The 25,058-nt window shown below is 37.4% G+C and carries 23 protein-coding genes; 2 read left to right on the top strand and 21 right to left on the bottom strand.

Going from position 1 to position 25,058, the window contains the following annotated elements:
- From mmdA to QE109_RS16285, 10 genes are all read right to left on the bottom strand, one after another.
- A partial coding sequence (mmdA, locus tag QE109_RS16330) for a methylmalonyl-CoA decarboxylase subunit alpha (RefSeq protein WP_281095624.1) occupies positions 1–1,457 on the bottom strand: 1,457 nt, incomplete at its 3' end.
- A 15-nt stretch (positions 1,458–1,472) separates the two neighbouring features.
- Entirely contained in the window at positions 1,473–1,877 is a 405-nt protein-coding gene (mce, locus tag QE109_RS16325) for a methylmalonyl-CoA epimerase (protein ID WP_281095623.1), read from the bottom strand.
- A gap of 125 nt (positions 1,878–2,002) precedes the next feature.
- Positions 2,003–2,401 (bottom strand): cobalamin B12-binding domain-containing protein, encoded by a 399-nt coding sequence (locus QE109_RS16320; protein ID WP_281095622.1) that lies wholly within the window; start codon positions 2,399–2,401, stop codon positions 2,003–2,005.
- Between the two features lie 54 nt (positions 2,402–2,455).
- Positions 2,456–4,132 carry an acyl-CoA mutase large subunit family protein gene (locus tag QE109_RS16315; protein WP_281095621.1) on the bottom strand — a complete coding sequence of 559 codons (1,677 nt, stop codon included), beginning with the start codon at positions 4,130–4,132 and terminating at the stop codon, positions 2,456–2,458.
- Positions 4,133–4,206: 74 nt separating this feature from the next.
- Complete coding sequence (locus QE109_RS16310; protein ID WP_281095620.1) at positions 4,207–5,712, bottom strand: acetyl-CoA hydrolase/transferase family protein; 1,506 nt, start codon at positions 5,710–5,712, stop codon at positions 4,207–4,209.
- A gap of 313 nt (positions 5,713–6,025) precedes the next feature.
- Positions 6,026–6,361 carry a DUF3870 domain-containing protein gene (locus tag QE109_RS16305; RefSeq protein ID WP_281095619.1) on the bottom strand — a complete coding sequence of 112 codons (336 nt, stop codon included), beginning with the start codon at positions 6,359–6,361 and terminating at the stop codon, positions 6,026–6,028.
- Between the two features lie 133 nt (positions 6,362–6,494).
- Positions 6,495–7,865 carry an aspartate-alanine antiporter-like transporter gene (locus QE109_RS16300; RefSeq protein ID WP_281095618.1) on the bottom strand — a complete coding sequence of 457 codons (1,371 nt, stop codon included), beginning with the start codon at positions 7,863–7,865 and terminating at the stop codon, positions 6,495–6,497.
- Positions 7,866–8,258: 393 nt separating this feature from the next.
- Positions 8,259–9,866: a putative ABC transporter permease subunit gene (locus QE109_RS16295; protein ID WP_281095617.1), complete on the bottom strand. Its 1,608-nt coding sequence runs from the start codon at positions 9,864–9,866 to the stop codon at positions 8,259–8,261.
- Positions 9,859–10,578 (bottom strand): ABC transporter ATP-binding protein, encoded by a 720-nt coding sequence (locus QE109_RS16290; protein ID WP_281095616.1) that lies wholly within the window; start codon positions 10,576–10,578, stop codon positions 9,859–9,861. The genes QE109_RS16295 and QE109_RS16290 overlap by 8 nt, the downstream gene beginning before the upstream one ends.
- Before the next feature lie 142 nt (positions 10,579–10,720).
- Positions 10,721–10,936, bottom strand: coding sequence for a DUF6465 family protein (locus QE109_RS16285; protein ID WP_281095615.1), 216 nt, complete (start codon positions 10,934–10,936; stop codon positions 10,721–10,723).
- A gap of 203 nt (positions 10,937–11,139) precedes the next feature.
- On the opposite strand from QE109_RS16285, the gene QE109_RS16280 reads away from it, so the two are divergent.
- Both QE109_RS16280 and QE109_RS16275 read left to right on the top strand, forming a co-directional pair.
- Positions 11,140–11,634, top strand: coding sequence for a MarR family winged helix-turn-helix transcriptional regulator (locus QE109_RS16280; protein WP_281095614.1), 495 nt, complete (start codon positions 11,140–11,142; stop codon positions 11,632–11,634).
- A gap of 24 nt (positions 11,635–11,658) precedes the next feature.
- Positions 11,659–12,999 carry an MATE family efflux transporter gene (locus tag QE109_RS16275; RefSeq protein WP_281095613.1) on the top strand — a complete coding sequence of 447 codons (1,341 nt, stop codon included), beginning with the start codon at positions 11,659–11,661 and terminating at the stop codon, positions 12,997–12,999.
- Between the two features lie 112 nt (positions 13,000–13,111).
- On the opposite strand, the gene QE109_RS16270 is transcribed toward QE109_RS16275, so the two are convergent.
- The 11 genes from QE109_RS16270 to QE109_RS16220 all read right to left on the bottom strand — a co-directional run bounded on the left by QE109_RS16270 (position 13,112) and on the right by QE109_RS16220 (position 25,019).
- Positions 13,112–14,338, bottom strand: coding sequence for a metallopeptidase TldD-related protein (locus QE109_RS16270; protein WP_281095612.1), 1,227 nt, complete (start codon positions 14,336–14,338; stop codon positions 13,112–13,114).
- A gap of 24 nt (positions 14,339–14,362) precedes the next feature.
- Positions 14,363–15,697 (bottom strand): TldD/PmbA family protein, encoded by a 1,335-nt coding sequence (locus QE109_RS16265; protein ID WP_281095611.1) that lies wholly within the window; start codon positions 15,695–15,697, stop codon positions 14,363–14,365.
- A 265-nt stretch (positions 15,698–15,962) separates the two neighbouring features.
- The gene (gene hemL, locus QE109_RS16260) at positions 15,963–17,258 is read right to left on the bottom strand and encodes a glutamate-1-semialdehyde 2,1-aminomutase (protein ID WP_281095610.1); all 1,296 of its coding nucleotides are present in this window, start codon (positions 17,256–17,258) and stop codon (positions 15,963–15,965) included.
- Between the two features lie 51 nt (positions 17,259–17,309).
- Positions 17,310–18,269, bottom strand: a complete 960-nt coding sequence (hemB, locus tag QE109_RS16255) for a porphobilinogen synthase (RefSeq protein ID WP_281095609.1) — start codon at positions 18,267–18,269, stop codon at positions 17,310–17,312.
- Positions 18,256–20,658: a hydroxymethylbilane synthase gene (gene hemC / locus QE109_RS16250; RefSeq protein WP_281095608.1), complete on the bottom strand. Its 2,403-nt coding sequence runs from the start codon at positions 20,656–20,658 to the stop codon at positions 18,256–18,258. Before hemC ends, hemB begins: the two co-directional genes overlap by 14 nt.
- Positions 20,648–21,196: a precorrin-2 dehydrogenase/sirohydrochlorin ferrochelatase family protein gene (locus tag QE109_RS16245; RefSeq protein WP_281095607.1), complete on the bottom strand. Its 549-nt coding sequence runs from the start codon at positions 21,194–21,196 to the stop codon at positions 20,648–20,650. The genes hemC and QE109_RS16245 overlap by 11 nt, the downstream gene beginning before the upstream one ends.
- Entirely contained in the window at positions 21,189–22,421 is a 1,233-nt protein-coding gene (gene hemA, locus QE109_RS16240) for a glutamyl-tRNA reductase (protein WP_281095606.1), read from the bottom strand. Before hemA ends, QE109_RS16245 begins: the two co-directional genes overlap by 8 nt.
- Positions 22,418–23,242, bottom strand: coding sequence for an energy-coupling factor ABC transporter ATP-binding protein (locus tag QE109_RS16235; RefSeq protein WP_281095605.1), 825 nt, complete (start codon positions 23,240–23,242; stop codon positions 22,418–22,420). Before QE109_RS16235 ends, hemA begins: the two co-directional genes overlap by 4 nt.
- On the bottom strand, positions 23,239–23,922 hold the full coding sequence (locus QE109_RS16230) for a CbiQ family ECF transporter T component (RefSeq protein ID WP_281095604.1): 684 nt from the start codon (positions 23,920–23,922) through the stop codon (positions 23,239–23,241). Before QE109_RS16230 ends, QE109_RS16235 begins: the two co-directional genes overlap by 4 nt.
- A 49-nt stretch (positions 23,923–23,971) precedes the next feature.
- The gene (locus tag QE109_RS16225; RefSeq protein ID WP_281095603.1) at positions 23,972–24,304 is read right to left on the bottom strand and encodes an energy-coupling factor ABC transporter substrate-binding protein; all 333 of its coding nucleotides are present in this window, start codon (positions 24,302–24,304) and stop codon (positions 23,972–23,974) included.
- 22 nt (positions 24,305–24,326) lie between these two features.
- Positions 24,327–25,019 (bottom strand): energy-coupling factor ABC transporter permease, encoded by a 693-nt coding sequence (locus QE109_RS16220; protein ID WP_281095602.1) that lies wholly within the window; start codon positions 25,017–25,019, stop codon positions 24,327–24,329.
- Between the last annotated feature and the right edge of the window lie 39 nt (positions 25,020–25,058).

The following is a 25,058-nucleotide window of genomic DNA, read 5'->3' as shown; positions in this document are numbered from 1 at the left end:
AATGCAGGCTCGATGATATCATCCACAAATCCTCTTTCAGCTGCTTTATAAGGTGTTGCAAACTCATCAGTGTATTCTTGAATTACTTTAGCTCTAGTTGCAACTTGATCTTCAGCATTTTTAATCTCTGCTCTAAAGATGATATTAGCAGCTCCTTGAGGACCCATAACAGCAATTTCAGCTGATGGCCAAGCAAGAACTAGATCTGCACCTAAGTCTTTTGAACACATTGCTAGGTATGAACCACCATATGCTTTTCTGATGATCAATGAAAGTTTTGGTACAGTTGCTTCACTGTATGCATATAACATTTTAGCACCGTGTCTGATGATTCCACCGTATTCTTGCTGTGTGCCAGGTAAGAACCCAGGTACATCTACTAAGTTTAATAATGGAATATTAAACGCATCACAAGTTCTAATAAAACGAGCAGACTTATCAGATGCATTTACATCTAAACAACCGGCATTTACTTTTGGTTGATTTGCAATAATACCTACTGTTTTGCCGCCAACTCTAGCTAGACAAGTAATGATATTTTTAGCGAAGTATGGTTGATACTCCATATAATCGCCATTATCTACAAGTGCACGGATGATATCAAACATATCATATGGTTTGTTAGAATTATCTGGAATAATAGTATTTAGCGATTCATCAAATGCGTTAAAATCTTCATCTGTAAAATATTCAGGCGCAGATTCTAAGTTGTTCGATGGTAAGAATGACAATAATCTTCTGATTTCTAGGATACAAGCTTCATCATTAGGTGCAATATATTGAGCCACACCACTTACTGAGTTGTGTGTCATTGCACCACCAAGCGCTTCAGCAGTTACTTCTTCACCTGTAACGGTTTTGATAACTTGAGGGCCAGTGATAAACATTTGTGAAGTTTGATCTACCATGAAAATAAAGTCTGTGAGTGCAGGTGAATACACCGCGCCTCCGGCACAAGGGCCCATAATGGCTGTAATTTGAGGAATAACGCCGGAAGCGATGGTGTTCTTAAAGAAAATTTTACCGTATCCAGATAATGCATCAACTGCTTCTTGAATTCTTGCACCACCTGAATCATTTAGGCCGACAATTGGTGCACCCATTTTAAGTGCATTGTCCATTGCTTTACAGATTTTAGCAGCATGCATCTCACCTAAAGAACCACCTACTACAGTAAAGTCTTGTGAATAAGCGTATACCAATCTGCCATCCACTTTACCATAACCGATAATTACGCCTTCAGCTGGTGCATCTACTTTTTCCATACCAAAATTTGTACAACGGTGCTTTACAAAAGCGTCCATTTCAACAAAAGTATTTTCATCAAATAAAATATTCAATCTTTCACGAGCAGTCAATTTACCACTATCGTGTTGTTTAGCAATTCTTTTTGCGCCGCCGCCTTCTGTGATGGCTTCACGTCTTTTTCTCAAATCTTCCAATTTATTGATCGACATGGTTTCCTCCAATTATTATTTTCTTTCGCTAAGTTCAACTAATACGCGGTTAGAACTTTTAGGATGTACGAAAGCGATTTTAGCTCCGCCAGCACCATATCTAGGTTTCTCATCTATCATCTTCATACCTTTAGAAAGCATGTATTCAATAGCTTCTTCAATGTTTTCTACTTTAAAAGCGATATGTTGAATTCCTTCACCATTTTTCTCGATAAACTTAGCGATTGGGCCATCTTCAGATGTTGACTCTAATAGTTCAACTTCTGTATCTCCTACAGGAAAAAATGCAACCTTTACTTTTTGTTCTTCAACAACTTCAGAACCTGCCATTTCAAGTCCAAGGATATCTTTATAAAAAGAAATTGACGCTTCTAAATCTTTTACTGCAATACCGATATGATCCACTTTAAGTGCTTTCATATTAACCTCCGTTATATAAATAAATAATTATAAAATACATTTATAATGAAGCTTCGGTGGGTCAAATGCAAGTGTCATCTGCCCACGAAGCATTCAAACTTTAAATACTATTTCTATGTTTCTGTCTATTTCCCAGAAACGTTTGCTTTGATGAAATCAATTGTTACTTGTGTTGGTGTACCTGGTGTAAAGATTTCTTTGATGCCTTTTTCTTTTAATCCAGGAATATCTTCTTGTGGAATTACACCGCCACCAATTACAAGGATATCATCTGCGCCTTCAGCTTTTAACATCGCAGCCACTTTTGGTAAAAGTGTATTATGTGCGCCTGATAAGATACTCATTGCTACGCAGTCAACATCTTCTTGAATTGCTGCACTTACAATTTGCTCAGGTGTTTGTCTTAAGCCTGTGTAGATAACTTCCATACCTGCATCTCTAAGTGCTCTTGCAATAACCTTAGCACCTCTATCATGTCCATCTAAGCCTGGTTTTGCAACCAAAACTCTAATCATTTTATCCATCTTCGTCCTCCTATTAAAGCTAATTGCTTATCATTTATCGGTTTATTGTTTTACTTAAAGCTTAACAGCTTGTTGGTATTCACCAAACACTTCTCTCATTACGCCACATACTTCTCCAAGTGTCGCATACGCTTTAACTGCTTCTAAGATGTAAGGCATTACATTATCTGTTCCCTCACATGCTTTTTTAAGCGTCATTAACGTTTCGTTTACTTTTGTGTTATCACGTTTTGCGCGAAGTTCAACCAATTTTTGTTTTTGCATCTCGCCTACTGAAGGATCGACTCTTAATAGTCCTTTTGGTGCTTCTTCTTCGATTTGGTACTTGTTCATACCTACTACGATGATCTCACCAGCTTCGACTTTCTTTTGATAGTCATATGATGCATCCATGATTTCTGACTGGATATAGCCCATATCGATTGCTTTTGTTGCACCGCCGATATCATCAATTTTTTTGATGTATGCCATTGCTGCATCTTCGATTTCTTTTGTTTTTGCTTCTATATAATATGAACCTGCAAGTGGATCTACTACTTCTGTTACACCACTTTCATGTGCTACGATTTGTTGAGTTCTAAGTGCTACTCTTACTGAATCCTCTGTTGGAAGCGCAAGTGCCTCATCTTTAGAGTTTGTGTGTAAGCTTTGTGTGCCACCAAGTACTGCTGCTAGTGTTTGAATCGCAACTCTTACGATGTTGTTTTCTGGTTGTTGTGCTGTAAGTGTTGAACCACCTGTTTGTGTATGGAACTTAAGTTGCATAGATTTTACACTGGTAGCGCCAAATCTTTCTTTCATAATTCTAGCCCAAAGTCTTCTTGCTGCTCTGTATTTTGCTACTTCTTCAAGTAAGTCGTTGTGCGCGTTGAAGAAGAATGATAATCTCGGTGCAAAATCATCTACGTTTAAGCCAGCTTTTACTGCTGCTTCTACATATGCAATACCATCTGCAAGTGTAAAACCTACTTCTTGTGCTGCTGTTGAGCCTGCTTCTCTGATATGGTATCCAGAAATTGAGATTGTATTCCATAGTGGCACATCTTTTGAACAGAACTCAAAGATATCTGTGATCAGTCTCATTGATGGTTCTGTTGGGAATATATAAGTTCCTCTTGCGATATACTCTTTTAAGATATCATTTTGAATGGTACCTCTTAATTTTTCTGATGAAACACCTTGTTTTTCTGCTACTGCAATATACATTGCAAGTAGTACTGATGCTGGTGCGTTAATCGTCATTGATGTACTTACTTTATCTAGTGGAATTCCATCAAATAAGATTTCCATATCTGCAAGTGAATCAATCGCAACACCAACTTTACCAACTTCACCTTCTGAAAGTGCGTGGTCTGAATCGTAACCGATCTGTGTTGGAAGGTCAAATGCTACTGATAAGCCGCCTGATCCTTGTTCTACTAGGAACTTATAACGCTTGTTAGATTCTTCTGCTGTTGCAAAACCTGCATACATTCTCATTGTCCAGAATTGACCACGGTACATCGTTGGTTGTACACCACGTGTAAATGGAAATTGTCCTGGTAAACCAAGGTCATCCATATAATCAAGTTCTGACACATCTGCAGGTGTATAGTATCTGTTTACAGGTGCACCTGAGCCAGTTGTGAACTCTTTTTTTCTTTCTGGTCTTTTAACCAGTGCTTCTTCAATCTTAGTTGTGTGTTTATCTACTGCTTCTTTAATCACACTCACTTGTTTTTGATCAAACATAAAATCCTCCTCGTTCTTGGCCGCATGTTTTTGATATATTTTATAGAAGTCATTGTTGACTTTAATATCTCTCTTTATTTCATTGATCCAGTTTCTACAAATTTAGCATGCCATGAAAGCGCTTCGTTTAACAAATGACTTTCATGTTTTGTAGGTAGTGCTTCTGCTCTATCTAAATAATCTGTAAGTTTTGCTTTATAATCTGGATGTGCACAGTTTTCAATGATCGCTCTCGCTCTTTCTCTTGGAGACAATCCTCTTAAATCTGCAAGTCCTTGCTCAGTGACAACTACTTGTACATCGTGTTCAGTATGGTCTACGTGTGAAACCATTGGTACGATTGATGAGATATCTCCATTTTTAGCAGTTGATACTGTTGTAAAGATCGAGATATAAGCATTTCTAGTAAAGTCTCCTGAACCACCGATACCATTCATCATTCTAGAGCCCATAATATTAGTAGAGTTTACGTGACCATACATATCAATCTCGATTGCAGTATTCATTGAAAGTACACCTAAACGTCTTGCAACTTCTGGGTTATTACTAATCTCCATTGGTCTAAGTACACAGTGTTTTGTGTAAAGATCTATATTATTATATAGTCTAACTTGACCTTCCGAAGATGGTGTAAATGATGTACCAGATGCCATCGTTACTTTCCCAGCATCAATTAGATCAAACATACAGTCTTGGATAACTTCGGTGTAGCAAGTAAGGTTCGTAAATTTAGACTCTACAAGTCCTGCCATAACTGCATTTGCTACTGAACCAACACCTGATTGAAGTGGCAATAAATTCTCTGGCAATCTACCTGCAGCAACTTCACCTTCAAAGAATTTGATGATGTGTTTTGAGATTTTTTTAGAGTCTTCATCGATTTCACCAAGTGGTCTAACTTTGTCAGTGATATCAGTTTCTACTATTGCAACGATTTTATCAGGGTCACACGGAATATAAGTTGTACCGATGCGATCAGCTGTTGCTTCAATAGGAATTGGTTTTCTAAAAGGTGGTTTCTCTGTAATGTAGATATCATGTACACCTTCAAGTGCTAATGGTTGTGATGAGTTGATTTCAATAATAACTTTTTTAGCATTTCTAATCGCTTGTGGTGAAATGCCCACTGAAGTTGAAGGTACGATACCACCATCAGGATTAATTGCTATTGCTTCAATAATTGCTACATCTATATCACCAAAGAAACCATACTCAATATATTGCGGTACATGGCTAAGATGCATATCTGCATACTTTATATTACCAGCATTTATATTGTTTCTCATTTTTCCATCTGTTTGATAAGGAAAACGTCTTTTAATGACACCCGCTTCAGCAAGTGTTCCATCAAGTTCCGGACCAACTGATGCGCCTGTAATAAGTGTGATTTCTACTTTCTCACCATTTTTTGCTCTTTCAGCAAGTGCTAAAGGGACAGCTTTAGGGTAACCAGATGGTGTAAAACCGCTTGTTGCTACTACATCGCCATCGTTTATAAATTTTGCAGCTTGCTCTGCGCTCATTACTTTCGCTAAAAATGCTTCACTTCTTATTCTCTCAGATTTCATACCTATGCTCATATACTCCTCCAAATGCTATTGACATTCAAATAAAAATCTTCGGCCATCGAGCCCTCCGATTCTGTCACAAACAAGTTGTGACTTTAATACAAAAAAAGCCAAATAACCATCTATAAGATTGGCTATTTGGCTTTGACATTACTAAGCGTTTGAAATAAAAGGCTATTTTATTCCTATTAGTAAAATCGCATGATACCCTCTAAATACTATTTAATTTTGCTTGCTTAGATCAAGTTATTTGATTTAAGATCAAATTCTAATTTTTTTCGAGTTTGATACATGTTTTGAGTTTGAGTTTTTAGTTCAAGTTATTTTAATCTTCTATAAGTTCGTCTGCACCGTCTAAAATTTGACGGTATTTTTCGTTACATGTTTTAACTGCTGATAAAATTGCTTTGCGCGCACTACCAAAATAATGTACTTTAAAGTTTTTCTCTATTTTATCTAACTCATTGAGTTTTAAACCCACAAGCAAATCTTTAACAATACGTTTAGCGAGTGCAGTTGCTAATGTGCAATCAGCATCGATAATTTCTGATGTTTTGGCGTCCACTACCACACCTACAGCGATAACGGCATACAGTTCTTTCGCAGTAATGCCCTGTGGCAACTTGGCATAACCTGTTAAGAAAATATGGTTCGACTCCATAGAACCTCCTAATACCATTAGTTTAAGTGATCATTGACAAATTCTCAAAGGTGTAACTATCTACGAAGTGTATTGGTTACACATTCATAGATAATATACACCTTTTAATTTATGATTTCAATCTTTTAATTAATTACATTGGTAATGAATGAAGTACGATTGTGAAGATAACCATACCCAAAAGTGCAAATGGATAAGTTGCGCCATATCCTGCTGCAGGATCATCAGAACCAGCTGCTTCAACAGCTGCGCCAAGACCTGGAGTAGAAGTCATACCACCACAAATTGCACCTGATAACATAATCCAGTTAATTTTAAATACATATCTACCAAGAAGGTAACCTACCATCATTGCCACAACACCAACAACTAATGATACAAGTCCAAGGTAAGCACCAGGACCTGCTAATGCATCAACAACTGCAAAACCATATCTTAATCCAACAATTCCAAGGAAAAATACAAGTGATAATTCTCTAATAACACCAAGAATTTTTGCATTCATACGGAAATTGATGAAACCAATCTTTCCAATATAACCAAGGATTAATGAACCAATAAGTGCACCACCTGTAGCACCTAAGCTAAAGTTTCCTAAGTGAATGAAGCTAAGATCTATTTTGACAAGACCTATCGTAAAACCAAAGAGACATGCAAGTACGAATGCGATCATATCAAAACTTACTTCTGGAATTTCTTTTCCAGTTTTACCAGCTTTTGCTTCTGCCATCTCTCTTGCAAATATTTCTTGTTCTTTTTTAACATCGATTCTAAAGATTTTTGGGAAGAAGTTCATCGCGATAATTACGATTAATACACCAAACGGGTAACCAATCGCATGACCTACGCCGATACTAGCTTCTGCTTTTTTAACAAATTGCGTTTTTTGATCATCTGATAAGGAAGAAACCGTTGTAGGATCGATATCCTTATCTAAAATTCTAAGGAATTTTTCTTTTTCTTCTACTGTCATTGTGTCGAACTTCGCCACTTCAGCAGTAGAGTGTTTTTTAGCAGTTTCAATTGCAGCAGCAAGTCCAGGAGAACTTGTTAATGCACCAGTGTAAACACCAGAAACTTCATAAGGGTTTGCATCAGCTGAGAGTCGTGCCATTCCGTAAGTTGCCGCTGCTCCCATTAATGTGATTACAAATCCAAGAACGATAAATTTTACACCGTATTTTTTAAGAACTACGTTAATATCTTTTGCTGCTAATAAACCAACTGCAACAACGAATAATACCAAAAATAATGTAAAGAAACTACTACTTACAACACCGTCTTTAACAAGTGTTGATGCAGCTTTATAAACTTTATCATCCTCTGAAATGCCCTTTGCATAGTTCATCATATACCATCCAAGTGGCAAACCCGTGAACAAAGCACCAGAAGTACCAAAGCTAAACTTACCAAACTTGATTTTACCAAACAGCATTCCTGTGATTACGGCAATGAACATCAATATAAACGGATTCATTAGCCAACTTCTAACATCAAAACTCATAACTACCCCCTATTTTTATTTAGTTAACTTTCTACAAGTTGTCCCTAAGCGTTTCTCAGCGCCGCAGACATTAAAAAAGGCATAGCAAATATTTGCTATGCCGCATAATCAATATGACTTGGTGATGGGGAATCACCATATATTGCTCAGGCTAGTTTGTTAACTTAATCACAGAATATCAAATTTTTTTGTATTTGTAAATTAATTTTAATATGTTTTTCATGTTTTTTTGTGAAGTACTTTGAAGACTTCTATTTATAGAACAAGTGTGGCTTAATATTTAAAACAAAAAAAAGATTTAACATCCACTTTATTGAGGACATTAAATCTTTTATATTTTGAAAAGAAGGAATATAAAACTTTTAAATTACATAAAATTCTGAATATAAGATTCTAGATATCCATATTGATAAATTTCATTCTATATCTACCAAATACTAAAGCGTAAGATGCTATAAATCCAATGATTAATATCACACTAAATACTGCAATTACAAATTGCCCTCCAACACTAGGTAGTAGCTTGAAAAGAACAAATCCAACTAGTCCAAATGCAAGTCTTGGCAAGAATGAAATCATCACGTTTAAGTTGTTCTTAACAGCTGCAGTTGGGTTAGACCAGTTTAGAAATGGGCGAGCTATATTGATAATTAGGTCTAAAGTACTAAAACACAATGTTGCAGTCAGTGCAAACGCTATTGACAATAAAATATCAATCAGACCAAGTGGAAAAATCCAGAAAGTAGCGATTGCAAGAATTAAGCTCGCACCAAAGCTCGCAATAAATGTCGATAATATCCGTGTAAGTAGGTTCTCATTGATCGAAATAGGGAGTACTCTTGTTTCCCAAAATGTTTTTCCCTCACGTGTAATCACTGTAGTTGATAAACTCCCCATGAGTACTGGTGCTGAAATTATACCAGTAAAGATGTATATTGCATAAGGTTTAAACATAGGATCTTTAAAGGTATCCAGTGTCATAAGTCCCATCAAGGAATAAATTCCAAACAATAAAATGGGGACAAACATCGTCATCACTGTATTAAGTAAGAATGTTGGATTGTGAACGATGATTCCCAAATGTCTCTTGATGAGTAAAGCACGTTTGGATGAACTCTTATAAGATACTTTACCTTTCTTGTTAATGTTGCCCTGGCTTGTCTGCTGGTTATATTTCAGCATAGCCCCTTTATAAAGATGTTTCGCGGTTAACTTCAATAAAACAATAAACCCTAGATTTAATAAGATGTAATATAGCATATCTAACCATGATTTAGTGATCATCTTTGTGAGCCAGACACTTGGTGGAAATTTATGCCCGACAAGTGCGATAATTCCATCAGAACTTGAAAAATAATTTTGAAGCGAAGCAGGATCCATTTGAACCCTTGTAAATAAAACCTGTATTCCTAGGATGATCACAATCAACAAAACATTACCTACAATCACCATGAGGTTTCTATTTTTTCTGCCACCTATAAAAGTCATAAATGGGATTACGACCAATGTTGCAAAAATCATAGGCATAACTGGGGTTAATACGATACCAAGTATACCTAGAAGCAACTCAACAGGTTTTAACCCGTCATATAATCCATAGAAGCCCACACTTGTACCAAATAGCAACAATGCCATGCCTAGTAAGTAAACATAGATAGCGGCTATTTTTGAGAAGATTATGGTATCTTCTTTGACAGGTAAAGTTGCTATAAGACTTAAGTCTTTTGAGTAGAAAAACAGTGATATTACAAGTGGTATCGCTGTAATGAAGATCAGTATAGTCGCTGCTACATAGACATATGTCAACGTCAATTCAGGCATACCTATTGCAGCAAATGAAACATAAACTTGTTTAATAATTTCGTAGGCCGGCAAAAATATAAGGAGTGGCAATATAATTATCAGCTTAGATAATAATTTGCTCTTCATGTTAAGTTGTTGCGAGTACTTACTCATGAAGTCCTTTATTTGAATTTTGGTAAGTGCATATAACTTATTCATCTTTTGTCATCTCCAAGAAAATGTCTTCAAGTGAAATCGATCTTTCTTGTTTGATTTCTTCAGGTGTTCCAAGTGCAATCAATTTACCCTTGTGGATAATCGCAACTCGATCGCATAAGTTTTCAACAACTTCTAGTACATGTGACGAGAAAAGAACGGTACCACCATTAGCACAATGCTCTTTCATCAAATCTTTAAGAATTTTATTTGAATGTGGATCCAATCCAACATGTGGCTCATCTAAGATAAAGATGCTTGGGTTAGGTATGAGCGCACCACAGATTAATAACTTTTGTCGCATACCATGTGAGTAGGAATTAACCGGCTGTGTCAGCGCATCATCAATTTGAAATGCCTTTGTATATTTTTCAATTCTCATTTTCCGGTCTTCTTTGTTTACGTCATACATATCAGACATAAAGTTCAAATAGTCTATGCCTTTTATTGCGTCGTAAATTTCCGGATGATCTGGTACGAAAGTAAAGTTTTTCTTAGCCTCAACCGCATCAGTTTTTATACTGTGACCACCTAACAAAATTTCGCCTTCTGTTGGCGCTATGATGCCAGTAATCATCTTTAGCGTCGTTGTTTTACCCGCACCATTGGGTCCGATGAAACCAAATATTTCGCCTTCTTTGATGTCTAAATTTAGTCCATCAACAGCTTTCTTATCGTTGCTATAGACTTTGGAAATACCTTTCACCTGTAACATATTTTCACCTCTCGTTTTATATTCTATTCATATTTTAGCCATAACTTATTAAAATACTCTTAAGAAATGATAAAAGGATAAAAGGTGTCAGGTCATAGTTAGCCAAATGGCTAACTATGACCTGACACCTTTTATCCTTTTCTTAGTTCAATTTGATGGCGCCGTTACAGGCATCACATATGTAGTATGCCGTTACAGCAGTCCCTTCAATGTTAATGTATACATTAACATTTTCCACTTGCTCAGTGTCGTATCCTTGCTCTACGCACTGTGCCTTAATCTTTTCAATGATTTCTGATTCTTTTAAACTGGCAAGATCAATGCCGCTTAGCTGTAGGATTACATTTCCTAATTTCATATAGAAAGCCTCATTTCATTGTTATTTTATATATATAATATAAGATTTACATACTATATATATTTTACCCATCTTTGTTAAAATTCAATCATCATTGTTAATCTTTTATTTTAGTTGACACTGCAACTAAATCGAGTTATTATAGTTGACGACGCAACTAATATAAGCAAATTATTATCCCTACTATTATTAAAGGAGCTATCATGAAGCAACAAAATACATGCCCAGAAATTGGTGTGAAAAAAGATGGTACACTCTCTGACTTTTCACAACTCGGAAAACTTATATCTATCCTAAATAGAGCGGGACAATCTTTTTTTGCACATCAAACAAGTGATTTTGATATAGGTGGTGGTCAATTATCACTTATATTTTATCTATATAAACATAATGGTGCAAGTCAGGATGAATTATCGCGAGCGCTTGAAGTTGATAAAGCGACAATTACGCGTTCTGTTCATAAACTAGAGAAAGAAGGCATTGTCAAACGTCAAAGAGATGAACAAGATCATCGCGTCAATCGTATCGTACTCACGGAAGCTGGTTTCTCTATTCAAAATGAATTAAAAGGAATAGCATTACTATGGCATGATACTTTGCTAGAGGGGTTTTCAAATGATGAAATAGTACAGCTTGAATTATTGTTCGGAAAACTTTTAAAAAATGCAAGAAATTATAAAAACAGTCAACTCAAGTAAATTACAAAAGATAAGGGTGAAATTATGTCAAACAATGAATTATTAAGAACAGAAAAAATAGGAAAATTGCTTTTCAAGTTTTCTTTACCAGCAATTGTTGGTATGTTGGTCAATGCACTTTACAATGTAGTCGATAGAATGTACATTGGCTGGTTGGGCCCTTTAGCCATGACTGGTATTGGCCTTTCACTTCCAATTATGACTTTGTTAATGGGACTTTCTATGCTAGTTGGAATTGGATCTGGTTCAAGAATCTCTATACGCCTTGGTCAGAATCGAAAAGATGATGCTGAACATATTTTAGGCAATGCAGTTGTGCTTCTTATCTTGATCATGGCAGGTGCTATGATTTTAGGGCTTACGTTTAAAACACCACTTCTTTACCTCTTTGGTGCAAGTGAAGCCACTATTGGTTTTGCCGACGAATACCTAACAGTCATCCTCATAGGTGCTATTTTCCAAGGACTCGGTTTTGGTCTAACAGGCGTTATGCGTTCTGAAGGTAGCCCTAAGAATGCAATGTATACTATGTTAATTGGTGCAATCACAAATATCGTACTTGATCCAGTGTTTATATTTGCTTTTCATCTTGGTATAAGAGGGGCTGCGATTGCAACTATCATCTCTCAGTTTGTGACAACATGTCTTGTGCTTTACCACTTTAGATATGGAAAGAGTAACTTAAAACTTCATCGTAAGAATTTTAAATTAGATAAAAATATTATTATCAGTATTTTATCTATCGGTATGTCACCTTTCTTTATGCAAGTGGCAGCAAGTATCGTAACAGTTGTCTCTAACAATGCTTTAAAAGCCAATGGAGGCGATATCGCTATCGGTGCAATGACTGTAATCAATGCAATTGCGATATTCTTCTTGATGCCTATTTTCGGCCTCAACCAAGGTACACAGCCTATTGTCGGGTATAATTATGGCGCAAAACAATTTGATCGTGTTAAGAAAGCGCTAAAACTTGCCATCATAGCCGGTACATGTTTCTCTACTACTGGATTTCTGATGACACAATTTTTAACGGTTCCATTGATCAAAATCTTCAATAGTGACCCGGAACTAATTGCTGTTGCTACTAAGGGCATGAGAATTTTCTTAGTGATGCTACCAGTAATCGGATTTCAAATTATCAGTGCAAACTATTTTCAAGCCGTTGGAAAAGCACCTAAAGCTATCTTTTTAAGCTTACTTCGTCAAGTAATTGTGTTAATTCCATTGCTGATCATATTACCTCAAATATATAGTTTAGATGGCGTTTGGTACGCTGGACCTGTTGCTGACTTTTCAGCTTCTTTAGTTACAGGAATCTTCTTATTCAATGAAATGCGTCATCTCGATGAACCACAAGTTTAAAATTATGTAGCAAACATAAACTAAAATAAAACGATTACTGATTGGATTCTTAAGTCTAAGAATTCAACATCAGTAATCGTTTTTTATATTTATCTTTAATTAATTGTTAGTCTTATTTGCTAATCGCCATATAATACCCTTCCATAGTAGATTCTTCACCATAATAAAGGGGATTTTCAAATGTTCCGATATAATCGTCTCCAAGCATTTTATATAGATTGGATTGAATATTGAATTCTGGCAGTTTTCCAAGTATTTTTTTTCCATCAAAAAGGAAACTCACTTGAACGGGTGCAGCAAAATCACCATCCGGTGTAAAATCACCACCAGACGAAATCACAACTAAAATCGCCTTTTTACCGTCAAGTGTTTTGACGATATCTTCACTGTCAATATCTAGCCTCAAAGCAGTTCCTGATAGTGCTGGCATACCATCGTATTCTCCTGATGCTGCTGATGTGTGAGGCAAATTGTACATTTTCGCTACTTTTTTATCGGTAAACACATTGACAAGCTTTCCATTTTCAACAAGTGCTAATTTTTCTTCTGGAAGTATACAACCTTCTCGATCAAAGAAAGGGCTAAATTTTTGCTTTGGATTTCCCCATTGGTAAATATTAACTTTCTCGTTAAATAGTTTTTCTCCGATTTTTCCATTAAAAAGTGATGATCCCGTTGCATATAGCTCACCGTTTAGTGATCTTGTTAACAAGCCTGTCAACGTATCAAATCCTATGAAAAATACAGGCAACTTCTCTTCGACTGGTAACTCAACTTTATTTCTATAAGCATTTAGAATCTCTTTGTTTTGATTCCAGAACTTAGACTCATCAAATGTTCTACCATAATATGCTAAAAAACCATCAAAGAGATTGGGACCGCCTTTTTCTTTGAGTATTAAACCAAGTTCAAAAGTAGCATCTTCATATTTAACATCTAAGCCTTCTGAGTTATACATATGCGTCCCCATCTGTTTGATGGAAACTGTCTCCGAAAAATCAAACTCACTATAATTTTCTCTAAGTTCTTTAAGGATATTTTCAGTATGTGACAGCAACGCCTCAGTTGTAAGAGGCGTTTGATTGTAATTTCTATGATCTACAGGTCCCCTTTGCAAATCAAATGGATACTCTATATCAGTTACAAGATTCTCGGTAGCGCGTTCAACTAAAACTTGGTCGTCCACTTCACCAATTGCGCCTGATATGCCGATCTTGCCATCCTCAAAAACCCTTACACCTTTTTTGACGATGTCTTTTGTACGAATTGCATCTATTTTAGCGCTTTGAATTTTAAGTGTTGTTTCTTTTTCAAATACGGTTATAAATTCCTTTTTCACTTTACACCTCCAATGGTAAAATTTCTACTGAACATTTAGACGACGAACTCTTGTATAAGGACCACCAAATCCAACTGGAAGCGGCCATTGTTCCATCTTGCCACAGCCTCCGCCCACAAAACTAAGCAGTTCAAACTCTGAGCTTAAGGCATCGACCTCTCCTAAAGTTTCAAAAACATTTCCTGTAACTACTGATATTTTCACTGGCTTTGTGATCTTACCATTTTCTATCATATAGGATCTTGAAGGTGCTATTGTGAAAGTTGACATCCCCGAACCGTGTTTAATATCTTCGATGTATATCCCATGTTCAATCTCTGCAATAATCTCTGCTAGGGGTTGAATTCCTTTTTCTATATATGTCGTTGTCATCCTAACAATAGGTTCAAACTCGAAATTCATTGAACGTGCATTACCTGTTAATCCCTCTTCTAAAGCGGTAGCGGTTGCAGTGCTATGAAGTCTACCCGTCAAACGACCATCAGTGACAATATATGTTTTATCTGCTTTATTGCCTTCATCATCATACGGCGTATAACCATTGCCACTTACGTTACCATCATCTATAATCGTTAAGCCTTTACTACCGACTTGCTTACCTATCGCCCATTCCTCTTTCATGGTTGGGTCACCCACCATAAAGTCTGACTCACTTTTATGACCAAAGCTTTCGTGAGTGAAAACACCTGTTGTAAGTGGACTCATAAGGACCGTATATACACCAGGAACTACTGGCTCAGCGTTTTTCACAAAGTCTACACTTTTAGCGATCTCATCTACAAAATATAACTTTGCATCTCTTAGTTCTTCAAAATTAACAGCAGCTTTTGACACTCGCCCTTGATCTTTTTTATCGCCATAAGCCAATTCAAGGCCGAGTCTTATCCCACAAGTTTGTTTGTCGAATTTTACATGTGTTCCTTTAGAGGTATAAATCGTTTTTACCGTGCGATTGTCCACATAAGATGATGTATGGTGCATTATAGTTTCATCTTTTATCAATTCAATATACTGTTTTAAAAGATTTTGCTTGTCCATAATGTCGATTTTCTCAACACTGTTAGATTCACATATCATTTTTTCATCTTTATTCACTTCAAACTTCGCGACGATTGGATGGTTTAAGATATCAGGATTAGGCTTTGCAATCTGTGCAAGCTCATCTATCTTTTCTTGGATGTGGTCAATATCTGTTGTTGCGCTATAATACCAACGTTCACCATCAAAAACCCTGATAAAGGCACCGATATTTCTTCTCACTTTTTGCTCTTGTAGTTTTTCTTTTTTGAAGCTAATTTTGGTGTCAAATGTTTCTTCAATACGTACATCTGTGTAAAGTTGATTTGAAAATTGATACATAGCATCCTCCTAATGTTAGATTGTTATCGAACTTAAACACATTATACAATAGTTTTATTAGATTTAGGTTAGAATCCCATCAAATGTTACAATTATTTTTTATGAGTATGTTCTATACCTATTGATATGTACTAGCCATAACACTAATAAAAAGCCCCGTCTAAATCACTAAAACAAACATCCAATGATGTAATCGTTTTAAGTTCCTTAGAGAGGGCTTTTTAGTCTTTGATGCCTTTGTAATTATAGCTTTATGAATATAGCATTATGAATATAGCTTTATCAAAGCTGCTTCAGCTTTTTCAACATATTGATCTAGGTGCCACTGTGTATGTGCCGTAGACAAGAAAAGACCTTCAAACTGAGCAGGTGGTAAGAGTATACCCTCTTCAAGCATACTTCTGAAAAATGCTGCATAAGCCTCGATATCACATGATTTCACATCTTCATAACTGCTAAGTGCTCCAGTTTTAAAGAACAAACACGGCATCGATCTATACCTTACAAAAGTTACTGGAAATTGATGCTTTTCAATCACCATTTTCATTTCTTTTTCAAGGTATTTTGCTTTATCTTCTAGTTCTATATAGATTTGAGGATTCGCTTTGAGGTGGTCTAACATCTTAATCCCGCAATGCATAGCAAGGGGATTACCCGATAATGTACCCGCTTGATATACCCCGCCGAGTGGCGATACGATGGACATGATCTCTCTTTTACCACCATATGCACCTACAGGTAAACCACCTCCGATTATCTTCCCGAAACAAACCATATCAGGTTCTACACCATAGACTTCTGAAGCACCACCATAGGCAAGTCTAAAGCCTGTGATCACTTCATCAAAGATCAGTACCACCCCGTATTTAGAACAAAGTGTGCGTAATGCTTTTATAAATTCTTCACTTGCAGGTACAACGCCCATATTCCCTGCAACAGGCTCTAAAATCACGCAGGAAAGCAAATCGCCTTCCGCTTTAAAAATACTTTCAAGTTCTTGTACATCATTGTAAGTCCCTACTAAAGTATCTTTTACAGTGGATTCTGGTACACCAAGTGACGTGGGAACGCCATATGTCAGCGTTCCAGAACCCGATTTTACAAGTAGTGCATCTGAATGCCCATGATAACACCCCTCAAACTTCAGTATCTTCGTGCGGCCTGTATAGCCTCTTGCTACTCTTATCGCGCTCATCGTCGCTTCAGTTCCTGAGTTTACCATACGCACAAGTTCAAGCCCTTTATAAGCATCTACAAGTTTTTCTGCCATTTCCACTTCAAGTGGGCTAGGTACACCGTAACTTATACCGCGTTTTATAACTTTGTTAAAATCTTCTTGCATAAATGGTGGCGTATGACCTAAAATCATCGGCCCCCATGAACCAATAAAATCAATATACGTGTTACCATCTACATCCGTTAAAGTAGAGTCCTTAGCACTTTCAATAAAGATAGGTTCTCTCCCAACCGATTTAAAAGCCCTCACAGGGCTATTGACACCACCTGGTATAACTGCTTTTGCTCTATCATAAAGTGACTTTGATTTCTCGTAACTATGCATAAAAACCTCCAAATTCATCAATTATCTTAACGCGTCAAACACAACTATTTCTTAGAGCCATTTCTCAACGAGTTCTTTAGAAAAATAAGTGATGATCAAATCAGCACCAGCACGTTTAAAACCAATCATCGTTTCATAGATAATGCTTTCATTTACCATGCCACTTTTAATGCCCTGTGATAATAGTGCATATTCTCCACTAACGTTATAAACGACCACAGGCACATTGACGGCTTCCCTAATCTTACTGACGATATCAAGGTAAATCATAGCTGGTTTTACCATCACCAGATCTGCACCTTGTGCGATATCTTCTCTCGCTACATCACCTGCACCTCTTGAGTTGTGATAGTCCATCTGATAATGGTCTCTTGATCCAAACTGAGGTTTTGAATCCGCAATGGCTCTAAATGGACCATAATAATTTGAACAGTACTTAAGTGAGTATGCCATAATTGGCAGATAGTTATATCCATTTTCATCTAAGATGTTTCTAATCCCAGCGATTCTACCGTCCATCATATCAGATGGTGCGACCATATCTGCACCCGCTTTTGCATGTGATAGAGCGATCTGACTGATCAACTCAACAGAGCGATCATTCTCAACTTCACCCATAAGATCTATCACACCGCAATGCCCATGGTCTGTATACTGACACAGACAGATATCTGTGATGACATAAAATCTAGCATCAAATTTTTTAATAACGCGTATCGCTTCTTGTACGATGCCGTCCTCTGCATAGGCTTGGCTACCCACAGCATCTTTGACCTTGGGAACACCAAAGAGGATAATTTTAAATAGACCTAAACCACGAAGCGTTTCAAGTTCTTCTGACAATCTATCTAATGAATATCTGTAGAGTTCAGGCATCGCTTCTGTCGCGGTCTTGACATTTTCGCCTTCGATTACAAAAACAGGCGTAATTAAATCTTCTTTTTTAAGTGTATTCTCTCTGATACTCACGCGAAGTGCATCTTGTATCCTATATCTTCTAAAGCGCTTCATCTTTTACTCCTTGTAAGCACGTAATCATGCCATCAATGGTATGTGATTGTGCCGTAATGATATTGTCGTAGCCATGTTTTACCAAAGTTTCTGTGGTAATCGGTCCAATAGACAATAGCTTAGTATTTTTTGCTAAGTGCCACCCATTCTTTACCAACATCTCATGAAAATGATTCACCGTTGAGGCACTGGTAAATGTAATAAAATCAAGTCCCTCTAAAGGTTTGCCTTTGACATGTACTTCTGGCATCACAGTATGATAAAGGTTTACACGTGTCACCTGACAGCTCTTTTCAAAATAGTGTTCAAGTTCCTCTCGAGCGTCTTTAGCCACCGGTAAAAGGATATGACTTTTATTTGATACCTCAGTAGACATAAGTGCTATGATCCCTTCTTGTGTATACTGACTTGGTATATGATCCGCTTTTATCCCATAGGCCATCAAGGCTTTTGCCGTTGCAGGTCCTATTGCTAGTATTTTTTTATCTGAAAGCGCTCTACTGTCTTTCCCATGCGACTGAAGTGTTTCAAAGAAAATCTGCACTGCATTTTCACTAGTAAACCATATATGGCTATATGACGCTAAATTTGAAAACACTTGTAATTGTGTATCGTCTAGCTGAACCCTTTTTATCTCAATCATAGGTAGTGCAGCTACCTCTGCACCAAGTGCAACTAATTTCTCAGTTAAGGTACTGGATTGTTTTGTCGCTCTTGTCACTAAAATTTGTTTACTAAATAAAGGTAACTTCTCAAACCAACTGAGTTCTTCCCTTAGTCCTATAACTTCACCTACTGCAAAAAAAGCAGGTGATGGGATGTCCTCAAATTCATGCACCTGTCCAAGTGTTGATGTCATCACTTTTTGTCTTTGTGTCGTACCACTAGACACTATCGCAGCTGGGGTGAGTGGTGATTTTCCTGCATCAATTAACGCTTTACTGATATTTTTAAAATTCGCGATACTCATCAGAAATACCAACGTGCCATCAAGACGTGACACTGCATCATAATCTATATGACTTTCTCCATCTTTAAACTGTCCAGTGAAGACATGAAATGAAGTGACAATACCTCTGTGTGTGATCGGTATCCCGGCATAACTTAATCCGGCGATAGGAGATGTAATACCTGGCACTACTTCAAATGGAATTTGATGTTCTTTTAGCTTTAGAACCTCTTCTCCACCTCTTCCAAATACATAAGGATCTCCTCCTTTTAGTCTAACGACGTTTTTATATTTAAGCGCTAAATCAACAAGCAATTGGTTGATTTCTTCTTGTGGCATGGCATGATTTGCAGCCGCTTTACCTACGTAAATTCGCTTTGCATGTTGTGGTACAAGATCCAAAAGCAGTGGCGATGAAAGTCGGTCATAAACGACGACATCACATGCTTTAAGCCGCTCCATCCCCTTTACTGTGATGAGCTTTGGATCTCCTGGTCCCGCACCAACTAGCGATACCAAACCCTTTTCTTCTCTATCATCATTCATATGGTTCATCATCTCTTTAGCTACAGATTTTCCAAGTGCTTCGGGGAATTCCTTTGTCCCCTTTTGTTTTACGCGGTAAAGCACTTTGCCCTCTTCATCTCCAAAAACAGCACTTAATTCAAGTTGTCCACCATGTTCAGTCGCATATGCACCGATAGGTACATGGCACCCACCGTTTGTATGTTTTAAAAAACTGCGCTCTGCGCGGACACACACGTCATCTTGATCATTTGCTATTGCGCTAAGCATCAGTTCGATTGCTTCGTTGCCTTCTTTAAACTGAAGTCCCAAAGCACCTTGTGCTGGTGAGGGTAACATCATCTCTATAGGAAGATACTCTGTTATAAGATGACCAAGCCCAAGTCTATGGATACCAGCAGCTGCAAGGATCACACCATCAAGCCCTTCTGTAACAATCTTCTTAATGCGCGTTTCAACGTTGCCCCTTATAGGGACAGGCACGATATCTGGTCTGTGCTCTAATAGTTGAAATAAACGCCTTTTACTACCTGTGCCGATCTTCGCACCATGCGGCAATGCATCAAAAGACAGGATCCCATCTTTTAGTACTAATACATCCCTTGGGTCTTCTCGCTTGGGGATCTTTGAAAGCTTGAGCCCCTTTTGAAATTCACTGGGTAAGTCCTTCATGCTATGAACAGCAAAATCGATGTCTCCATTTAAAAGCTGTGCTTCAATAGCCGCAGTAAATAGACCTTTATCACCGATTTTATCAAGTGGTATATCTTGTATTTCATCGCCTTTTGTGACGATAATTTTCATCTCTATCTCAGTATCTGGAAATCTATTTTTCAGTGTCTCAATCACCCAGCTCGTCTGGGTAACTGCTAAATTTGATCCCCGAGTGCCGACTTTTATGGTTTTATGATTCATGTAATAGCCTCCATCTCCTCATCACGTCATCATATGTCTCGTGATTTTCTTTCGCTTCTTTGGTCTGCTCTGCTAACCACTTGATCTCGCTTTGAACTTGATCGTTTTCAAGATAGGGTTTGATAATCGTACGCAAGTGTTTGGAGATATAAGGCGATTGTTCCTGGCTCGATATTGCTATAAGTGCTTTTTCATCCTCTAGTGTCACCATATCTGTAAATAGACTTGCTTCACCTTGGTCTGTGCGATTGTATAGCTTTGCAAATTGTTCACAACAAAGCGCAATATCAGCATTGCTTTTGTGGTTATCAGTACATATAATCACCAGATGCTGTTTCATAAAATGAATCCCATAGTGCTTATAATATGTTGTAAAGTCCATGTGGTAATCCACATCCATGACGTTCGGATCAACTGTTGTTATATTTGCACCAGCAGCGCGATATTTAAGTGCTTTTCGCTTGCCAACTTTACCAAATCCTACGATTAATACATTGAGTTTTGAAACTCTCATTGCAACAGGGATCATATTATTCATAGTGATAAAGCTCCTTTAACATCCCAACATAGGTTTCTCTCTGGCTTTTATCTTCTATGGCTTTAAGGGTCTCTAAAGGTGGCTTAATTAACTGTTTTAGCGAAGATTCAAAAAGAACTTCAAGCATTTCTCTATCTTTAAGCGTCACAGCTAAGCGCTTTCTATCTACACTTTTCATGGCTTCCTGAGTGATATTATCTATTGTTTGATGCCAGCTTTTCAAAATATGATCTACGTGAAGTTGATCAATCCACACCATGATATGCCTACTTTTCTCATCTAATCTTAGGATTACTTGACCTGTTAAATCGTGTCTTTTTTGATAATTTTCAGCTGAAATATCTTTTAGTTCATCTACATTCCAAAGTGTCACATGATCAAAGTCTCCCACTTCAGCATCTACATCTCTTGGCATCGCAAGGTCGATGATCAATGTATCAGTAGTAGGCGGTTTCATCACATCACTTCTGACGACAGTGTGAGGAGCTGCTGTGGTCGCTACTACTAATTGACTTTTTTCAATGCATTCGTACCGCTCTTCAAAAGACTTGATACGTACTTTAGGATGATTTAACACAAGATCGTCGAGTTTTTCTGCATGACGCACTGCGACATAGACGCATTTCACCGGTGAATCTAGTAGATACTGTATCGCTAGTCCACCCATCTTCCCCAGCCCAACCATGGTGACTGTGTGATGCTCTGTTAAATAGCCATTTTGCCCCGCTTTTTTAATGGCGATATAGCTTAACGACAGTGGATTCTCAGATAATTTAAGTTCTGTCTTAATGGATTTGGCAAACGACACAGCTTCTCGAAAGACCTTGTTTAGAATCTTAAAAGCAAATCCGTTTTCACTGGCATCACTGATGGCATTTTTGACTTGTCCTAAAATTTGATCTTCACCAAGTACGGCTGAATCAAGGCCGCATGTCACTTTTAAAAGATGCGATATGGCAAACTCTTGTGTATGCCAATAAAATTCGGGAAGGTCATCTCCAAAAGGTGCTTTAAGAATTGCCATGACGCGATCTGCATTATCTTGATAGGATGCAGCTGGTACGACAAAGTATATTTCAAATCGTCCACATGTGGACAATATACAAAGTTCTGATAGTTCAGCATTAGTTTTGATGTCAGATGCATCTAAATGTAGGTTGGCCATCTTTTCCCTTTGTGCAACTGTTGCGGTGTCATGGTTGATGCCTATTACATTGATTTTCATGATTTTTCCTCCGTATCAATTGATTCCTTGCGATTGACCGTCTTCATTTTCATCGCCAACGTATGAGGTTTTATCCCCATAGCTTCTGCTGCTTTTATCATCAAAGGTCTTTCTAAGCCCGCTTTTTTCATGATATGAGTTTGCTCCATAATTTCATCTGTAGGCCCTTTTGAGATGATGGTTCCTTGGTGCATCACGTAAACGGTATCGCACACATCGTAAATCAGTTCCATGTTATGACTTGATAAGATGACTTTTTTACCTTCTTCTGCTAACTGTCTTATGATTGTGATCATCTCACGTTGCATCATGGGATCTAGACCAGTTTCAGGTTCGTCAAGCAAAAGTACATCACATGAGAGCGCCAAAATCCCTGCTAAACTCACACGTTTTTTCTGTCCAAAACTTAGGTATTGTACTGGCGTTAAGAGAAAATCTTCACCATGAATCATCTTTATACATTGGTCGACAATCTGTTTAACTTCTGGTTCAGTTTTACCAATATTTCTCGGTCCCATGGCAATTTCATCAAAGATACCGTTATAGAATAGTTGTCTTTCTGGATCTTGAAGCACCATGTTAACGTGTTGTCTTAACTCTACCAGTCCTTTTCTGCTATATGATATGGGTTTATCTTTATATGTGATTTGTCCTTCTTGCGGTTTATATAGGCCGAGTAAGCACTTGAAAAGTGTGGATTTTCCAGCGCCATTCTCTCCTATAATGCCAATTATATTGCCTTCTGATGTATCAAATTCAACATTTTCAATCCCTTTTTTCGTCCGCTCATAGTGATATGAAACGCCTTGACATGCAATCATTTTTCCCTCTCATCTGTAAAAAATCTTAATTCCATTGACGCTTCTAAGTCACCGAGTCTTTCCATTGCCTTTATAAAAAGTGAAGAAGCAACGCTTATGACACTTTTGGTACTGTTTTTCACACCAAAGAAGCCAAATCTCAACTCTTGTGACAATACAAGTTCTGTCGCAATTCCAATTAAGACAAAGATAAAACGGTAAGTCAGTATAAAAAGTTCTGTGAAAGCATCTGGTATATGCACAAAGCGCATCCATTTGATCAATCCCTGAAGAGGGATGGTTAAACTTAAAAACATAAGTACATTTATAGAAGCCATCGCTCTTATGAGGGTCTGAACTGCTAGTTTCAAACTGTCTTCTGATATACCGATCCATAATCCTGCAAATTGAAAACCACGTATAAAATCGAAAGGAATCTCATGTGCTATAAATGGTACTAAGACCAAACAGGTGAAAAATACAAATCCAAGTGGCACCCTCACAATTTTTAAATACTGGATGGCATTCAATTGACTAATAACGAGCGTCAATGAGATGCTTATGACTATTGATCCCATGTAAAATATTAAGTTGTTGAGTAATAGCATCGTCACAAGCCAACATAAAATCAAACTTATTCTTGTGATATTGTATTTGTCATTCCATCTGCTCTGATATGCAATCGCATCAATGTGAATCATCTAAGTGTAACCATACTTTCTAATTATTCTACGTTTTAGTAGTGTTTTGTTAATTGTGTGTTGTCATACCCTCGTTGTTAGCTGATGGTTCAGCTTTTGAAACTGCAAGTTGTCCCTTTTTATAGCCAATAAAATAGGCAAGTACAGCAGCACCACTTGAAGCAAAGATAGTAAACATTAAACTCTCAATCTCCCCACTAGGTGGTGCCCAAAGTACTTCATACCATGGCACATAGCTCGGTGCCACTTCTTCGATCATGCCCAGTGCATTTTGATCTGTGCCAGAGTATTCTCCACTTGGGTTAAGTACCATGGGGATAACGATTAATGCTACCACCATTAAAAGCAATCCTATATTGAGTAATTTCTTATTTCTTTTCATGTTGTCTCCCCCTCCAATTATTCTAGTTAGCTTCCGTCTGTATACGGTCTGTCATTTGTGCATCGCTCATTAGGTTAAAGACAACTACCGTTAGTAGTCCCTCGGCTAAAGATATAGGCACTTGTGTCACCATAAAAACGCCTATAAATTTCACGACTGTCTCTATGATATTTCCTCCTGAAAAAGCTATCCCAAGCTGGATACTTGTTACTAAGTAAGTGGATAAACTTCCTACGAATGCAGCAATAAAAACCCTAATTTTTTGAGAAACACCCATTTTTTCAAGTCCCTTATAGAGTCCAAATGATACAAGTGGACCTACTACAGCCATAGAAAAAGCATTTGCCCCAAGTGTTGTTAGTCCACCATGAGCGATTAGCAAAGCTTGAAGTAACAAAACAACAGTCCCTATCGCCATCATCGGTAGCGGTCCGACGATTATTGCACCAAGTCCCATCCCTGTTGGATGCGAGCAACTACCTGCTAATGATGGAATTTTAAGTGAAGAAAGCGTGAAGGCAAAAGCTGCCATTAGCACATAAAGCATCCTGTTTTTAGGATTTAGTCTAAATTGTTTTGTGATATACCTTATTGAAAGGATTAAAAAAGGTAAAAATGCGATACTCCAAAACAGTGACCAAATCTGTGGTAAAAAACCTTCAGCGATATGCATGCCATAACTGAGTTGGATGGGTAAAAAAGCTATACTACTCATAAAATCCTCCTAGTTCAAAATATAATATAATTTATTTAA

This window comes from Fusibacter bizertensis (genome assembly GCF_029914245.1).
Classification (GTDB): domain Bacteria; phylum Bacillota; class Clostridia; order Peptostreptococcales; family Acidaminobacteraceae; genus Fusibacter_C; species Fusibacter_C bizertensis.
The sequence above is the reverse complement of the archived record's forward strand: the minus strand, read 5'-3'. Positions and strand labels throughout refer to the sequence as shown.

What these genes read in the sequence shown, in the direction of transcription:
- mce (WP_281095623.1), bottom strand. Translation starts at nt 1,877, where the DNA reads ATGAAAGCACTTAAAGTGGATCATATCGGTATTGCAGTAAAAGATTTA.
- QE109_RS16320 (WP_281095622.1), bottom strand. Translation starts at nt 2,401, where the DNA reads ATGGATAAAATGATTAGAGTTTTGGTTGCAAAACCAGGCTTAGATGGA.
- QE109_RS16315 (WP_281095621.1), bottom strand. Translation starts at nt 4,132, where the DNA reads ATGTTTGATCAAAAACAAGTGAGTGTGATTAAAGAAGCAGTAGATAAA.
- QE109_RS16310 (WP_281095620.1), bottom strand. Translation starts at nt 5,712, where the DNA reads ATGAGCATAGGTATGAAATCTGAGAGAATAAGAAGTGAAGCATTTTTA.
- QE109_RS16305 (WP_281095619.1), bottom strand. Translation starts at nt 6,361, where the DNA reads ATGGAGTCGAACCATATTTTCTTAACAGGTTATGCCAAGTTGCCACAG.
- QE109_RS16300 (WP_281095618.1), bottom strand. Translation starts at nt 7,865, where the DNA reads ATGAGTTTTGATGTTAGAAGTTGGCTAATGAATCCGTTTATATTGATG.
- QE109_RS16295 (WP_281095617.1), bottom strand. Translation starts at nt 9,866, where the DNA reads ATGAATAAGTTATATGCACTTACCAAAATTCAAATAAAGGACTTCATG.
- QE109_RS16290 (WP_281095616.1), bottom strand. Translation starts at nt 10,578, where the DNA reads ATGTTACAGGTGAAAGGTATTTCCAAAGTCTATAGCAACGATAAGAAA.
- QE109_RS16285 (WP_281095615.1), bottom strand. Translation starts at nt 10,936, where the DNA reads ATGAAATTAGGAAATGTAATCCTACAGCTAAGCGGCATTGATCTTGCC.
- QE109_RS16280 (WP_281095614.1), top strand. Translation starts at nt 11,140, where the DNA reads ATGAAGCAACAAAATACATGCCCAGAAATTGGTGTGAAAAAAGATGGT.
- QE109_RS16275 (WP_281095613.1), top strand. Translation starts at nt 11,659, where the DNA reads ATGTCAAACAATGAATTATTAAGAACAGAAAAAATAGGAAAATTGCTT.
- QE109_RS16265 (WP_281095611.1), bottom strand. Translation starts at nt 15,697, where the DNA reads ATGTATCAATTTTCAAATCAACTTTACACAGATGTACGTATTGAAGAA.
- hemL (WP_281095610.1), bottom strand. Translation starts at nt 17,258, where the DNA reads ATGCATAGTTACGAGAAATCAAAGTCACTTTATGATAGAGCAAAAGCA.
- hemB (WP_281095609.1), bottom strand. Translation starts at nt 18,269, where the DNA reads ATGAAGCGCTTTAGAAGATATAGGATACAAGATGCACTTCGCGTGAGT.
- hemC (WP_281095608.1), bottom strand. Translation starts at nt 20,658, where the DNA reads ATGAATCATAAAACCATAAAAGTCGGCACTCGGGGATCAAATTTAGCA.
- QE109_RS16245 (WP_281095607.1), bottom strand. Translation starts at nt 21,196, where the DNA reads ATGAATAATATGATCCCTGTTGCAATGAGAGTTTCAAAACTCAATGTA.
- hemA (WP_281095606.1), bottom strand. Translation starts at nt 22,421, where the DNA reads ATGAAAATCAATGTAATAGGCATCAACCATGACACCGCAACAGTTGCA.
- QE109_RS16235 (WP_281095605.1), bottom strand. Translation starts at nt 23,242, where the DNA reads ATGATTGCATGTCAAGGCGTTTCATATCACTATGAGCGGACGAAAAAA.
- QE109_RS16230 (WP_281095604.1), bottom strand. Translation starts at nt 23,922, where the DNA reads ATGATTCACATTGATGCGATTGCATATCAGAGCAGATGGAATGACAAA.
- QE109_RS16225 (WP_281095603.1), bottom strand. Translation starts at nt 24,304, where the DNA reads ATGAAAAGAAATAAGAAATTACTCAATATAGGATTGCTTTTAATGGTG.
- QE109_RS16220 (WP_281095602.1), bottom strand. Translation starts at nt 25,019, where the DNA reads ATGAGTAGTATAGCTTTTTTACCCATCCAACTCAGTTATGGCATGCAT.